At 54.9% G+C, this 14,101-nt stretch carries 14 protein-coding genes; 12 read left to right on the forward strand and 2 right to left on the reverse strand.

All coding sequences use genetic code 11. The annotated features are described in order from the left end of the window. The first annotated feature begins 177 nt into the window (after positions 1-177). The 12 genes from ACFFK0_RS18940 to leuB all read left to right on the forward strand — a co-directional run bounded on the left by ACFFK0_RS18940 (position 178) and on the right by leuB (position 13,289). Complete coding sequence (locus ACFFK0_RS18940) at positions 178-1,347, forward strand: glycosyltransferase family 4 protein (RefSeq protein ID WP_377471887.1); 1,170 nt, start codon at positions 178-180, stop codon at positions 1,345-1,347. 376 nt (positions 1,348-1,723) lie between these two features. Then, positions 1,724-2,959 (forward strand): glycosyltransferase family 2 protein, encoded by a 1,236-nt coding sequence (locus tag ACFFK0_RS18945; protein ID WP_377471888.1) that lies wholly within the window; start codon positions 1,724-1,726, stop codon positions 2,957-2,959. Positions 2,960-3,310: 351 nt separating this feature from the next. Next, complete coding sequence (gene infC / locus ACFFK0_RS18950; RefSeq protein ID WP_377471889.1) at positions 3,311-3,811, forward strand: translation initiation factor IF-3; 501 nt, start codon at positions 3,311-3,313, stop codon at positions 3,809-3,811. A gap of 21 nt (positions 3,812-3,832) precedes the next feature. Further along, the gene (gene rpmI, locus ACFFK0_RS18955; RefSeq protein WP_377471890.1) at positions 3,833-4,042 is read left to right on the forward strand and encodes a 50S ribosomal protein L35; all 210 of its coding nucleotides are present in this window, start codon (positions 3,833-3,835) and stop codon (positions 4,040-4,042) included. A 41-nt stretch (positions 4,043-4,083) separates the two neighbouring features. Beyond that, the gene (rplT, locus tag ACFFK0_RS18960; protein ID WP_377471891.1) at positions 4,084-4,443 is read left to right on the forward strand and encodes a 50S ribosomal protein L20; all 360 of its coding nucleotides are present in this window, start codon (positions 4,084-4,086) and stop codon (positions 4,441-4,443) included. A gap of 240 nt (positions 4,444-4,683) precedes the next feature. Then, complete coding sequence (locus ACFFK0_RS18965; protein ID WP_377471892.1) at positions 4,684-4,797, forward strand: putative holin-like toxin; 114 nt, start codon at positions 4,684-4,686, stop codon at positions 4,795-4,797. A gap of 685 nt (positions 4,798-5,482) precedes the next feature. Continuing rightward, on the forward strand, positions 5,483-7,228 hold the full coding sequence (gene ilvB / locus ACFFK0_RS18970) for a biosynthetic-type acetolactate synthase large subunit (RefSeq protein ID WP_377471893.1): 1,746 nt from the start codon (positions 5,483-5,485) through the stop codon (positions 7,226-7,228). After that, complete coding sequence (ilvN, locus tag ACFFK0_RS18975; protein WP_377471894.1) at positions 7,228-7,716, forward strand: acetolactate synthase small subunit; 489 nt, start codon at positions 7,228-7,230, stop codon at positions 7,714-7,716. The genes ilvB and ilvN overlap by 1 nt, the downstream gene beginning before the upstream one ends. Before the next feature lie 237 nt (positions 7,717-7,953). Beyond that, complete coding sequence (gene ilvC, locus ACFFK0_RS18980) at positions 7,954-8,931, forward strand: ketol-acid reductoisomerase (protein ID WP_377471942.1); 978 nt, start codon at positions 7,954-7,956, stop codon at positions 8,929-8,931. Positions 8,932-9,143: 212 nt separating this feature from the next. Next, on the forward strand, positions 9,144-10,691 hold the full coding sequence (locus ACFFK0_RS18985; RefSeq protein WP_377471895.1) for a 2-isopropylmalate synthase: 1,548 nt from the start codon (positions 9,144-9,146) through the stop codon (positions 10,689-10,691). Positions 10,692-10,785: 94 nt separating this feature from the next. Beyond that, positions 10,786-12,000, forward strand: a complete 1,215-nt coding sequence (locus ACFFK0_RS18990) for an aminotransferase-like domain-containing protein (protein WP_377471897.1) — start codon at positions 10,786-10,788, stop codon at positions 11,998-12,000. 209 nt (positions 12,001-12,209) lie between these two features. Beyond that, the gene (leuB, locus tag ACFFK0_RS18995; RefSeq protein ID WP_377471898.1) at positions 12,210-13,289 is read left to right on the forward strand and encodes a 3-isopropylmalate dehydrogenase; all 1,080 of its coding nucleotides are present in this window, start codon (positions 12,210-12,212) and stop codon (positions 13,287-13,289) included. A gap of 132 nt (positions 13,290-13,421) precedes the next feature. On the opposite strand, the gene ACFFK0_RS19000 is transcribed toward leuB, so the two are convergent. Further along, positions 13,422-13,682, reverse strand: a complete 261-nt coding sequence (locus ACFFK0_RS19000) for a DUF2164 domain-containing protein (protein WP_377471899.1) — start codon at positions 13,680-13,682, stop codon at positions 13,422-13,424. 17 nt (positions 13,683-13,699) lie between these two features. Then, positions 13,700-14,101, reverse strand: a complete 402-nt coding sequence (locus ACFFK0_RS19005) for a winged helix DNA-binding protein (RefSeq protein WP_377471901.1) — start codon at positions 14,099-14,101, stop codon at positions 13,700-13,702.

Raw genomic sequence — 14,101 nt, forward strand, 5'->3', positions numbered from 1 at the left:
AAATTCATGTGAAGCAGGTTTATCCATATACATTGTAGAGTAAAATTGTTAAAGCAGCATTAAATCTGTAATAAATTTGTGAAGGTAATGATTTCATCTGGCTTTGACGTTCCGATAACACTCGCATGATACGGTCTAAGTTGTGGAGTAAAATGGGATACGAGAGGGGAATATCGGATGAGAATCGCTTTGTTTACGGATACGTTCCCGCCGGATGTGAACGGTGTCGCGAAGACGCTGGAGCGCTGGGTTCGTTATTTGGAGCGTCGCGGCGCCGAGTGCATGGTGTTCGCTCCACAGAAGGACGGTTCGGAAACGTTCGACGGACTTTCGGTGGAAAGATTTTTCAGCGTCCCCTTCGCATTATATCCCGAATGCCGGTTCACCATTCCGAACCCGGTTCAATTGAACCGGGCCTTGAAAGAATACCGTCCTTCCATGATTCATGTGGCCACGCCGTTTAATCTCGGATTGCTTGGCAAAACTTACGCCGTGAAGCACGATATTCCGCTGGTTGCGTCCTATCATACGAATTTCGATCAGTACTTGCCCTTCTACCGCATTCAGCTGCTGGAGCCTGTACTGTGGAAATATATGAACTGGTTCCACCTGCCTTGCCGCAAAGTATATGTGCCTTCTCGCACGACGCTCGAACATATTGAAGCTAAGGGCATCCAGAACCTGGAGATTTGGAGCCGCGGCATCGATACGGATCGGTTCCGCCCGCATGTGAACCGCCACGAGGTGCTGTCCGCTTACGGCGTCGACCCCGGCAAATTCGTCTTTTTGTATGTCGGGCGGCTGGCTGCGGAGAAAAACATCGACGTACTGATGGACATCATCGACGCGATTCCCGCCTATGTGCAGCATCGGGCTCATTTTATCATTGCAGGCGACGGACCGCTTTCGGCGTCTCTTCGCGAACAATATAAGCGAGACAATATCACGTTCCCCGGCTACGTGCAGGGCAAAGCGCTGGCGGAGCTTTACGCGGCATGCGACACGTTCTTGTTCCCGTCGGCTCACGAGACGTTCGGCAACGTCGTTCTTGAGGCGATGGCCTCCGGCACGCCGGTTATCGGCGCCGATTCGGGCGGCGTGCGCGACATCGTCCAGGACGGCATCACAGGCTTCCTGCGGCCGCATGGCGACATCGGCGGTTACGTCGAAGCGGCGGAGGTGCTGTTCAATAACGACGAGCTGCGCCGCTCGATGGCGCTCAGCGCCCGCGAGTACAGCCTGCGGCAATCTTGGGATGCGATCTTGGGTCGTCTCTATAACAGTTACGAAGAAGTGCTCGGCGGGGTTGCAACCATTTCGCCCCGGCACGCCCAAATTACCGGCTGAACGCAGAAGTTGTCCTTATGTGGGTAAAGTAGTATAATATGGCATGGATATCCATTCATTATACATGATGCATCATCATTATGGTACAAATTCATGAACATTGAAAACAAAATAATGAAAAACGATGAAAACACGACGAAATCAGGTATACAAGGAGACGTTCGCGGGATTGTATGGCTTTTTCGGCACATTCCTGCGGCTTTAGCGTGTTTGGCGTATCACGACCCTTTTGACAAATCAGAGCAAACAGGGGAAAATCGTTAACGGCGAACTGTGCGTAAAGTTTGCAACTTTTTGGTAACCTGATGACAAGCATCCAATACATATACGACTAGACAAAGAACGGTTGGGTGTTATAGACAAGAGGGGGTTTAACATGCTGGACAATGTGGTTTTCGGTTTGCAAATCGTACTCGCAGTGATCGGCGCTTATCAACTCGGATTGACGTTCTTCGGATGGCGTCGTCCTAAGGCGAAGCCGAAGCAGGCGCCGCAGAAGTCGTTCGCCGTGCTCGTAGCCGCTCACAACGAGGAGCAGGTTGTCGGAGCGCTGATCGAGAACCTGAAGACGCTCGATTATCCGCGCGAGCTGTACGACATTTTCGTCATCTGCGACAACTGCACGGACCGTACGGCGGACATTGCCCGCAGCCATGGAGTGTACGCGATGGAGCGTCATAACCTCAATCTGCGGGGTAAAGGGTACGCAATTGAGTGGATGCTCAAGGAGCTGTGGAAGCGGCCGCGGCAATACGATGCCATCGTCATGTTCGATGCGGACAATCTGGTCAGCCCGGACTATCTCCAGCATATGAATGATGAGCTGTGCGCCGGGTCGCGCGTCATTCAAGCGTATTTGGATACGAAGAATCCGAACGACTCGTGGGTTACGGCCGCCTATGCGATTACGTATTGGTATTGCAACCGTCTGTGGCAGCTGCCGCGGACCAATCTGAAAATGGCCAATTTCCTCGGCGGCACCGGCATGTGCTTTGAATCCGGTCTGCTTAAGGAAATGGGCTGGGGCGCAACGAGCCTCGTCGAGGACTTGGAATTTACGATGCGCTGCGTTCAGCGCGGCATTAACCCGGTGTTCAATTATGACGCCCGCGTTTACGACGAGAAGCCGCTGACGTTCAAGGCTTCCGCGCGTCAGCGTTTGCGCTGGATGCAAGGCCACTTCGATGTGGCGCGCCGCTACTTCTTCCCGCTCTTGTGGAGCGGCTTGAAGGAGCGCAACTGGGCGAAGCTCGACTCCGCTCTATATGCGGTTAACGTGTACACGCTGTTCGTTGGCTCGATTTTGACGGTGATCATGTATTTGTCGATGTCGGTCCCGGGCTTGCATAAGTTCACTTCGCTGTACAATATGGCGCCGCTCCTGTTCGGTGGTCTTACCGTTGCGCAGTACATTCAATTCCCGTTCGCTATGGCGATTGAGAAAGCGCCGAAGTCGACGTACAAATGGATTGTGCTGTATCCAGTATTCCTGCTGTCGTGGTGGCCGATTACGTTCTACGCCTTCTTCACACAGAACAACAAGCAGTGGAGCCATACGCAGCACACCCGCGTCATTCGTCTCGAGGAAGTGCAGAGCAAGCAAGTCAGCTGACTCTAGGGCCGTCACCCTGCCGGGTGGCGGCTCTTCTGCGTTTCGGGGCACTGGAGAATTCGATACGCGGGTACGCGTTGACAAAGCTTCTCCGGAATGGTATAGTATTCGAGTGCCGTAAAGACGGCGCATCTCAGCAAGCAGAAGCGCCCGCTTCTCACCTGTCCGACGTTCGTCGGCTGGTTCATGACGAACATGACCGAACCTCTGGCCTTGCGTACATACGCATGAGCCGGTGAATCCGACATGCGAACGTGACGTGGGCTATCTGCTGCCTGCGTCTTTTTTGTTTACTTGCCTACAAGGCAAGGCAATCCCGCTTGGAGGTGGAGCATTATCAGTAAAGATCATATGATTAACGACGAGATCCGTGCCAAAGAGGTTCGCCTCATCGGTGCAGACGGAGAGCAGCTCGGTATTATCGGGTTCCGCGAAGCCCTGCAGATGGCTCAGGATGCTAACCTGGATCTCGTTAACGTAGCCCCAACGGCGAAACCGCCCGTATGCCGCATTATGGATTACGGCAAGTTCCGCTATGAGCAGCAGAAGAAAGAGAAGGAAGCTCGGAAAAATCAGAAGGTTGTGGAGCTGAAGGAGATTCGCTTCAGCGCGACGATCGACGAGCACGACTTCCAGACCAAGCTGCGCAACTGCATCAAATTTTTGCAGGACGGCGACAAGGTGAAGCTGTCGGTCCGCTTCCGCGGACGCGAAATCGCACACGCCGATATCGGACGCCGCGTTCTTGAGCGCGTCGCAACCGAGTCCGCCGAACACTGCATCGTCGAACGCGTACCGAAGCTCGAAGGGCGCAGCATGATTATGATTCTGGCGCCTAAACAATCTTCATAACCGTTACAGGAGGAACTCCACATGCCAAAGATGAAAACACACAGCTCGCTGAAGGATCGTTTCAAGATCACCGGCACGGGCAAAGTGAAGCGTTACAAAGCGTTCAAGAACCACCTGCTCTCCGGCAAGTCCGGTCGTCAAAAGCGCAGCTATGCAACGAATCCAGTTATGGCTCCGGGCGACGTGCGCCGCTTGAAGCAGTCGCTCGGCAACATCGGCAACCTGCGATAATCCACTACCTGCATACGTATAATTTTTAGGAGGTCATCATCATGGCAAGAGTGAAAGGCGGCATCGTCCGCGCTCGTCGTCGGAAGAAAATTCTTAAGTTAGCAAAGGGCTACTACGGCTCGAAACATACACTATTTAAAACTGCCAAAGAGCAGGTTATGAAGTCCCTGCTTTACGCATACCGCGATCGTCGCCAAGTGAAGCGCGACTTCCGCAAGCTGTGGATCGTCCGGATCAACGCGGCTGCCCGCACGAACGGCCTGTCCTACAGCAAGCTGATGTACGGCCTGAAGCAAGCCGGCATCGAAATCAACCGCAAGATGCTCGCCGACATCGCTGTGAACGACGCTAAGGCGTTCTCCGAGCTGGCGAATGCTGCGAAAGCAAAAGTTAACGCGTAATTTCGGATTTCCGTTCGGAACCGCCGTGCTGATGCACGGCGGTTTTTGTTATGTGTATGGGATCGTTTGGGAGAAACGGTAACAGCCTTTATTAAATAACAAGAACATATGTTCGATTCATGTTGATATTTTACCAAAAGATAGTATAATAAAGAATAGCGATAGACGGTTTGCAGGGCGGTTGGCGGAACCTTTGGACGGAGCTTCGTGTGCGAAGCTTGCAGGAAGGAGGTGATGCCCGTGGATGCGAAGGATATGCTGACGATCGTGGTCGGATGCGGTACGTTGCTCATAGCGCTGCTGACGCTGATTGTGAATATCGTAATGGCATTGATTTCCCAGAAACGAAAATAGACCGCCCTTGGACCAGGCCACGGTCTATTCTCCCGTGAGATGAACTGACGCCTACCGCTCTTCAAGCGGCTATTGCAGCGGCTGCGGGTGTCCCCACACCTGCAGCCGTTACAATGATTGGCTATTATTGAGTTTATCATACCATAGCATTCCATTTCCTCGCAATCGGGGGATCGCTTGTTTAAGCGATTTTCATAATCGGTCTTGACTAACTCGTATGCGATGCATATAATTACTATCAAATCATAAAACTTAAGTTAGACCTGAACGGCAATGATGAGGACGAAGTATTAAGGGCCCTTATGCACCAGAGAGCTAGTGGATCAGCTGAAACCACGGCCATAATCCCTTAATGACGAGCTCACCTCGGAGCTGTTTTCCTGAAACGCCGGAGCAGCAAGGTTCGAACCCCGGAATATTAGGGAAAATCGGAGTGGCGCACGTTACCGACGCCAAGGTTATGAGAACGCTATGCGTGTATCTCTTGACCTGCTAAGGCTGTCGATCGCAAGACGTACAGCAAACCTGGGTGGTACCACGGAAGAGATAACCCCTTTCGTCCCTTCAGACGTTCGTTCCGAACGTTTGGGGCGAGAGGGGTTTTTTGGATTTTCACACATGGTTAAGGTCGCTACCGTCGCATGTATGTGAACCCCGCAAGGGGACTATGAAAGGAGGATCACGAATGAACGTTCAAGCAGCACCGAAAAGATCCAAGCAGGAATTGATGGACAAACTGAGTCAACCCGATTTGATCAACGGGTCGGAAATTTTGCTTCGCTCCTTACTCCTGGAAGGTGTCGAATGCGTCTTCGGGTATCCGGGCGGCGCGGTGTTATATATTTACGATGCAATGTACGGGTTCTCCGATTTCAACCATTTGCTGACGCGGCACGAGCAAGGCGCGATCCATGCGGCCGACGGCTATGCCCGCTCGACCGGTAAAGTCGGCGTGGCGCTGGCCACTTCCGGTCCGGGAGCGACGAACCTCGTAACGGGGATCGCTACGGCCTACATGGACTCCGTTCCGCTGGTCGTCATTACCGGCAACGTCGCGTCATCGGCGATCGGTACGGACGCGTTCCAAGAAGCGGATATCATCGGCATTACGATGCCGATCACGAAGCACAGCTACATGGTACGCGACGTCAACGACTTGCCGCGCATCATTCACGAAGCGTTCCATATTGCCAATACGGGGCGTAAAGGTCCGGTACTGATCGATATTCCGAAGGACGTATCGAACCAAAAGACGATCTTTAAGCCGACGGACCGCATCGAGCTGCGCGGATACAATCCGACCGTACAGCCGAACAAGCTTCAAGTCGACAAGCTGATTAAAGCGATTGAAGAGTCGGAGCGTCCGGTCATTATCGCCGGCGGCGGTGTCGTGTACGCGGATGCGGCTCCAGAGCTGATCGCGTTCGTTGAGAAGACGCGCATTCCGATCACGACGACCCTGCTCGGTCTGGGCGGCTTCCCAAGCGGTCATGAGCTGTGGATGGGCATGCCGGGGATGCACGGCACGTACACGGCGAACAATGCGATTCAGAATGCCGACCTGCTTATTTCGATCGGCGCCCGCTTCGACGACCGGGTAACGATGAAGCTGGACGGCTTTGCGCCGAACGCGAAGAAGATCGCCCATATCGACATCGATCCGGCGGAAATCGGCAAAAACGTGAAAACGGACATTCCGGTGGTCGGCGACGTGAAAGCTGTCCTGGAGTACGCGATCACGAAGGCGAAGCCGGCAAAGTCCGAAGCGTGGATCGCTCAGGTTCAAGCGAATAAGGCGGCATATCCGCTTCGTTATAAAGATTCCGACACCGAGCTGAAACCGCAGTTCGTGATCGAGCTGATCAACGAGACGACGAGGGGCGAAGCGATCGTGACGACGGACGTCGGGCAGCATCAGATGTGGGCGGCTCAGTTCTACGGTTTCAAGAACCCGCGCTCGTGGGTCAGCTCCGGCGGCCTTGGTACGATGGGCTTCGGTTTCCCGTCGGCGATCGGCGCGCAGCTTGGCAACCCGGATAAGCTCGTCGTATCGATCAACGGTGACGGCGGCATGCAGATGTGTTCGCAGGAGCTCGCGATCTGCGCCATCAATAATATTCCGGTCAAGGTCGTTATCATCAATAACCAGGTGCTTGGCATGGTGCGTCAATGGCAGGAGATCATTTACGACAACCGCTACAGCCACATCGATCTGGCCGGTTCGCCGGACTTCGTCAAGCTGGCTGAGGCCTACGGCGTAAAGGGCCTGCGGGCTACGAACAAGGAAGAAGCGCGCAAGGCTTGGCAGGAAGCGCTGGATACGCCGGGACCTGTCGTCGTCGAGTTCGTCGTCAGCAAGCACGAGAACGTCTACCCGATGGTCACGCAAGGAAGCACGATTAGCGAGATGCTTATGGGGGATGATGACTAATGATCCATAAACATACGATATCGGTATTAGTGAATAACCAACCAGGCGTGCTGCAGCGAGTGTCCGGCTTGTTCGGACGCCGGGGGTTCAATATCGAGAGCATTACAGTCGGGGAGTCCGAGGAACTCGGACTTTCCCGGATGGTAATCGTTACTACAGGCGACGATAATACGCTGGAGCAGGTGCAGAAGCAGCTGTACAAGCTGATCGACGTCATTAAAGTGGTTGACCTCAGCTCGAACCCTATGGTCGAGCGCGAGCTTGCTCTGATCAAGGTCAGCGCCGAACCTAGCTTGCGGCCCGAAATTCTCGGCATTGTCGAGACGTTCCGTTCCGCCGTTGTCGACATTAGCCCGAACTCGCTTATCGTTCAAGTGGTTGGCGGTTCGGACAAGATCGACGCGATGGTTGAGCTGCTCCGTCCTTACGGTATCCGCGAATTGTCCCGCACAGGCGTAACGGCCATGATGCGCGGCGGCGCGAAGTAAATAAAGTCTACGTTCCTGCATCAGAAAGTATAAAACTTCGTTCTATACTTTGGCTGATTCCGCTACGGTAAACGCGCCCGTCCTTACGGACGGCGTAAGCCGTTTATCCTTCCTTGAGCGGGGTTTTCAGCGGGTTAAGCTTTAACGCTTCATAAGGGTAAACCGTTGAAACACCCGCTCAAGGGGAATAATACCTAATACCAATCATTATGAGGAGGATTTACAAGCATGGCTAAGATGTACTATGAGAAGGACGCAGATTTAGGAGTATTGAAAGGCAAGACAATCGCAATTATCGGTTACGGTTCCCAAGGCCATGCGCAAGCGCAAAACCTCCGCGACAGCGGTCTGAATGTTGTCATCGGTCTTCGCCCGGGCAAATCGTGGGATACTGCGAAGAATGACGGCTTTGAAGTGCTGAGCGTTGAAGACGCAGCACGTCGTGCAGACGTTATCAACATTCTTCTGCCGGACGAAACACAGCCGAAAGTATACAGCCAGTCGATCGAGCCGAACCTGAAGAGCGGCGCGGCGATCATGTTCTCGCACGGCTTCAACATCAACTTCGGTCAAATCCGTCCGACTGCGGACAAAGACATTTTCATGATCGCTCCAAAATCCCCGGGCCACATGGTTCGCCGTACATATGTTGAAGGCTTCGGCGTACCGGCGCTGATCGCCGTTGAGCAGAACGCTACAGGCCAAGCTTACGAAATCGGTCTTGCCTATGCAAAGGGCATCGGCTCCACTCGCGCAGGCGTTATCGAGACAACGTTCCGCGAAGAGACAGAAACCGACCTGTTCGGCGAGCAAGCGGTACTTTGCGGCGGTACTTCCGCACTCGTGAAAGCGGGCTTCGAGACGCTGATCGAAGCCGGTTATCAGCCGGAAGTTGCCTACTTCGAGTGCTTGCACGAGCTGAAGCTGATCGTTGACATGATGTACGAGGGCGGCCTCGCTTCGATGCGCCACTCCATCTCCAACACAGCTGAGTATGGCGACTACGTAACGGGCCCTCGCATCATTACGGCTGAGACGAAGGCCGAAATGAAGCGCGTTCTGGAAGACATTCAGACAGGCAAGTTCTCCCGCAACTTCCTGCTCGACCAGTCGAACGGCGCGTTCATGCATGCGACTCGCCGCAAGGAAGCGGAGCATCCGATCGAGCAAGTCGGCGGAAGCTTGCGTGAGCTGATGCACTGGATTAAGAAGTAAGAATTGAGCTGCTGAAACCTTAAGGGCTAGGGCTTCGGCTGTGGATTGGCATATAGGGGTTGCGGCTTCGTTGAACTCGGGTTCCTTGAATTACTCAATGTAGAGGGAACCCGAGTTCAAAAGTCGCTCTCAACCCCTTTATGCCATCCGCCGCCTCCGCTCGCTCCGATGAAGCAAGGCCGTACATCAACTCACGAGGGGGGAGGGTAACAATGAGAAAAATTTATATTTTCGATACGACGCTGAGGGACGGGGAGCAGTCGCCAGGCGTAAACCTCAATATGCAGGAGAAGGTCGAGATCGCGCTGCAGCTGGAGAAGCTCGGCGTGGACCGGATCGAGGCCGGCTTCCCGGCTGCGTCGCCGGGCGATCTTGCCGGCGTGCGTGCGGTCGCTGAAGCGGTGCGCAACGCCTCGGTCATCGGCCTGTCGCGCTCGCGTCAGCCGGATATCGATGCGGCCTATGAGGCGCTGAAGGCGGCGCAGGATCCGTGCCTGCACCTGTTCCTTGCGACGTCGCCGATTCACCGCCAGCACAAGCTGCGCATGGACAAGGCGAAGGTGCTGGAGACGGCGGAAGCGGCAATTCGGTATGCGAAGAAATATTTTAGCAAAATCGAGTTCTCGCCAGAGGATGCGGGCCGTACGGAGCTGGACTTCCTGTGCGAAGTGACGGCGATGGCGATTCGCGCCGGGGCGACGGTGGTCAATATTCCGGATACGGTGGGGTATATGACGCCTGCGGAGTTCGGTAATATTTTCAAGGTGCTGAAGGAAAACGTTCCTGGCATTGAGAACATTCAGCTGAGCGCACACTGTCACGACGATCTCGGGATGGCGACGGCCAACGCGCTGGCGGCGATTATGAACGGTGCCGATCAGATCGAGGGTACAATCAACGGCATCGGCGAACGGGCCGGCAACACGGCGCTTGAAGAAGTCGCTATGGCGCTGGAGACGCGTCAGGACTTGTACCAGGCGAAGACGACCCTCAACCTGTCCGAAATTGCGCGTACGAGCCGCCTTGTCAGCAAGCTGACAGGCATGGTCGTGCCGGGCAACAAGGCGATTGTCGGGGCGAATGCGTTCGCGCACGAATCCGGCATTCACCAGGACGGCATGCTGAAGGAGAAGTCGACGTACGAGATCATGTCGCCGGAGACGATCGGTCTGAAGGAGAGCAAGCTCGTGCTGGGCAAGCACTCCGGCAGCCATGCGTTCCGCGAGAAGCTGGTCGATCTCGGCTACGAGCTGAACGACGAGCAGCTGAAGGAAGCGTTCGGCAAGTTCAAGGACCTCGCCGACAAGAAGAAGGACGTAACCGACGACGACATTCGTGCGTTGGTTGAAGAGAAGCTTGTGCGAACCCCCGAGGTGTTCGTGCTCGAAACGATTCAATTGTCTTACGGTAATCAATCGACCCCTACGGCTACGGTTCGTTTGCACAAAGCGGACGGCGCCGTCGTCGAGGAAGCGGCTGTCGGTAACGGCTCTGTCGACTCGATCTACAAAGCGATCGACAAAGCGACCGGAGAAGAAGTCGAGCTGGAGGACTATTCCATCAAGTCGGTGTCACACGGCAAGGATGCACTCGGCGATGTGCACGTAGTGCTTCGCCAAGGCGATATCTCCGTGCATGGACGCGGCATCTCGACCGACATCCTGGAAGCGAGCGCGAAAGCTTATGTCGACGCAGTGAACCGCCTGATCGACAAGCGTAAGCTGCCAAGTGCAAATCGGAGCAACGTTACGCTGATTTAATCGCTATAGCTATGTCAATAACGCCCTGCCTCTACCGGTTAGAGTGCAGGGGCTTTTTATATATCACCCGGACATGACAGGAGGTTGGGCAGCAATGGAGTATCGTTTTTCGAAAACGCTGGAAGGGTTTCAATCCTCGGCGGTTCGTGAAATTTTGAAGCTGACGCAGGGGAAATCGATCATATCGTTCGCGGGCGGATTGCCGGCCGCGGAGCATTTTCCTCTGCAGGCAGTAGGGGAAGCGGCTAACCGCGCGCTAGCTCAAGGTGCATCGGCGCTGCAGTACGGGTTAACCGAAGGATATTTGCCGCTTCGCGAGACGATGACCAAGCGGATGGCCGGTAAAGGCATGAACGTCAAACCGGAAGAAATGATTCTTACCACAGGCTCGCAGCAAGTCATCGACCTGTTGTCCCGCGTTTATATCGATCCGGGTGATGTTATCCTTGTGGAACGGCCGACGTATTTGGCAGCCATCCAAGTGTTCCAGGCACGCGGCGCGCAGATCGTTTCCGTGGAGAGCGACCGCGATGGGATGAAGCTGGACGATCTCGCGGCGAAGATCGCACAGTATGCGCCCAAAATGGTATACGTCACACCGACCTTCTCCAACCCGGCAGGCAAAGTATGGTCGCTGGAACGCCGTAAAGGACTGCTGGAGCAATGCTTGAAAGCGAATGTGCTTATTCTGGAGGACGATCCGTACGGCGAGCTGCAATTCGACGGCGGGGAGCGGTACCCGTCGATCTTTTCTTTGTACGACGGCGGCCAGGCGGCCGGCAATCCGGTTGTCTATACGAGCACCTTCTCCAAAATCGTAGCGCCTGGACTTCGTACCGGCTGGGCTCTCGGCGACGTGGAAGTGATCCGCAACATCGCGAAGGCGAAGCAGGCGGCGGATTTGCAGTCGAGCACAATGGATCAGATGACGCTGCATCAGCTGCTGGAGCATTTCGACATCGACCAGCATATCGGAGTCATTCAAGCCGACTACAAAGGCCGGATGAAGCTGATGGCGTCGCTGCTGGCGGAGCAAAATTGGGAAGGCGTGGAGTGGAGCGAGCCGAAGGGCGGCATGTTCTTCTGGGTCGAGCTGCCGGAAGGGGCAAAGGCGGAAGATCTGCTGAAGCTGGCCGTTGAGGAAGGCGTCGCCTTCGTTCCGGGGTCAAGCTTCTATGCGGGCAATCCGGTTCACAACACAATGCGGCTTAACTTCACCCATTCCGATAACGATACGCTTCGTCTTGGTATGCAGCGTCTTGCAACAGCGATGCAAAAATATCAGGCGGCAGGACGGATGAGCCGATAAGGAAAGCTCGTCATCGATGATAAAGCCGGACAGGAATGACCTTGTCCGGCTTTTTGTTACTTAGGTCCGGTATTCGAAAGATGCGATGACTGAGCCGGACACCATAGTTACAACCTATAAAGCTCATAGCTTTTCCATCTTTGTTTCTCCAGGCGAAATATGCTACAACTTAGAGTAGACAAGTGTAAACTAGGAGTGAACATATACCCATGGCAGACGTGAAAAAAATTGCAGTTCTCGCCGGCGACGGCATTGGCCCGGAAGTGATCGCCGAGGCAGAGAAGGTATTGAAGCGCACTGAAGAGCTGTTCGGCTACAAGTTCGAAACGGAGCACGCGCTGTTCGGCGGCATTGCAATCGATGAGCGCGGCACGCCGCTGCCCCAGGATACGCTGGAGCTGTGCCAGAAGTCCGATGCGGTGCTGCTTGGCGCGGTCGGCGGACCGAAGTGGGACAATAATTCGAAGGAGCTTCGCCCGGAAACCGGTCTGCTCGGTATCCGCAAAGCGCTCGGCTTGTTCTCGAACATTCGCCCGGCTGTGATTTTCGATTGCTTGAAGGATGCTTCGACGCTGAAGCCGGAAGTGCTGGAAGGCACCGACCTGATTGTCGTTCGAGAGCTGACAGGCGGCATCTACTTCGGTGAGAAATTCCGCCGCGACACGCCGAACGGCCAAGAAGCCGTTGACACCTGCGCTTACAATGTCAGCGAAGTGGAGCGCATCGCCCGCCAAGCGTTCGAAATCGCCCGTACGCGGCGCAAGAAGCTTGCTTCGGTTGACAAAGCGAACGTTCTGGAGACGTCCCGCCTGTGGCGCGAAACCGTAATCCGCGTGGCAGCCGATTATCCGGACGTTGAGCTGGAGCACGTGCTCGTTGACAACTGCGCGATGCAGCTGCTCCGCCGTCCGTCGAGCTTCGACGTAATCGTAACCGAGAACATGTTCGGCGACATTCTGAGCGACGAAGCCGCAATGCTGACCGGTTCGATCGGTATGCTGTCGTCCGCGAGCCTCGGCGAAGGCAGCTTCGGCTTGTACGAGCCGGTTCATGGCTCCGCACCGGATATCGCGGGTCAAGGCATCGCTAACCCGATTGCCACTATTTTGTCCGTAGCGTTGATGTTCCGTCTCACGTTCGGCTATCACGACGCAGCCGACAGCATCGAGCGCGCTGTCAAGAACGTGCTGGATGCCGGCCATCGCACGGGCGATATCGCGGTGGACAAGAGCCAAGCCATCGGCACGACGGCAATGGGCGACTTGATCGTTCAAGCGATGAATCGTTAATTAGTCCAAATAAAGCTCCTCCTGCAACCCGGCTCGGGCGTGCAAGAGGAGCTTTTTTGCGCTTGTGCTTGTATAGGAGGTTATGCAAGCCATACGATGCGGATAAGCGGGGGACTTGGCCGGCAGGAAGAACTACCGTAGCGGTTTCTCGAGCGCATATAAATCGTCTTCCAGCGTTGTCCAGCGCTGCTGAAGCGTGGTTCGGGCGTCTTGAAGCGCCTGATTATATACGTGCGGACCGAGCTCGCGCAGAAGCGCATCGAGCAGCGTCTCGGCGCCAAGCTCCCCGAGCTTCGCATCCGTATGATCTTCAATTATAGTTCGGATCCGGTCCAGCAGCAGCAGCTTGTGCTCACGCGGGAGCTTGATTACGTTAGCTTTCGGGTTTGACATTGGTTGCATTCTCTCCTTTAGGGACGGGTGATTCCGACTTGCGAATGAAACTGCGCTTGCAAAGCGCATCGGCTATCGGATAATGAACAAGCAGCTTCTCCAGTACCGCGGCGGTCGCCGACATCTCTTCCTTCGTAAAACAAACGTTCCATATCGGTGTACAGCTGCTCTTCAAAATCGCGGATGAGGAGGGCTTTGGCAGTGCCCTTCTCGGTCAACCGAAGAAGAACGTATCTGGCGTCGTTAGGATTCACGATTTTGTCGACAAGACCGTCGTCCGCCATACGCTCAAGCAATCGGGACGGACTTCCGGTTTCGCATACCAGCGGCGCCCCCAGCTCTTTTAAAGAAATCGGCTGCCATCGCTCAAGAACCGTGATGACTTCCGCCTGCGAGGGAGTGAGCCAGATGGTTTTCAT

It is taken from the genome of Paenibacillus chartarius (assembly GCF_042432825.1).
In the GTDB taxonomy this organism is placed as follows: Bacteria; Bacillota; Bacilli; order Paenibacillales; family NBRC-103111; genus Gordoniibacillus; species Gordoniibacillus chartarius.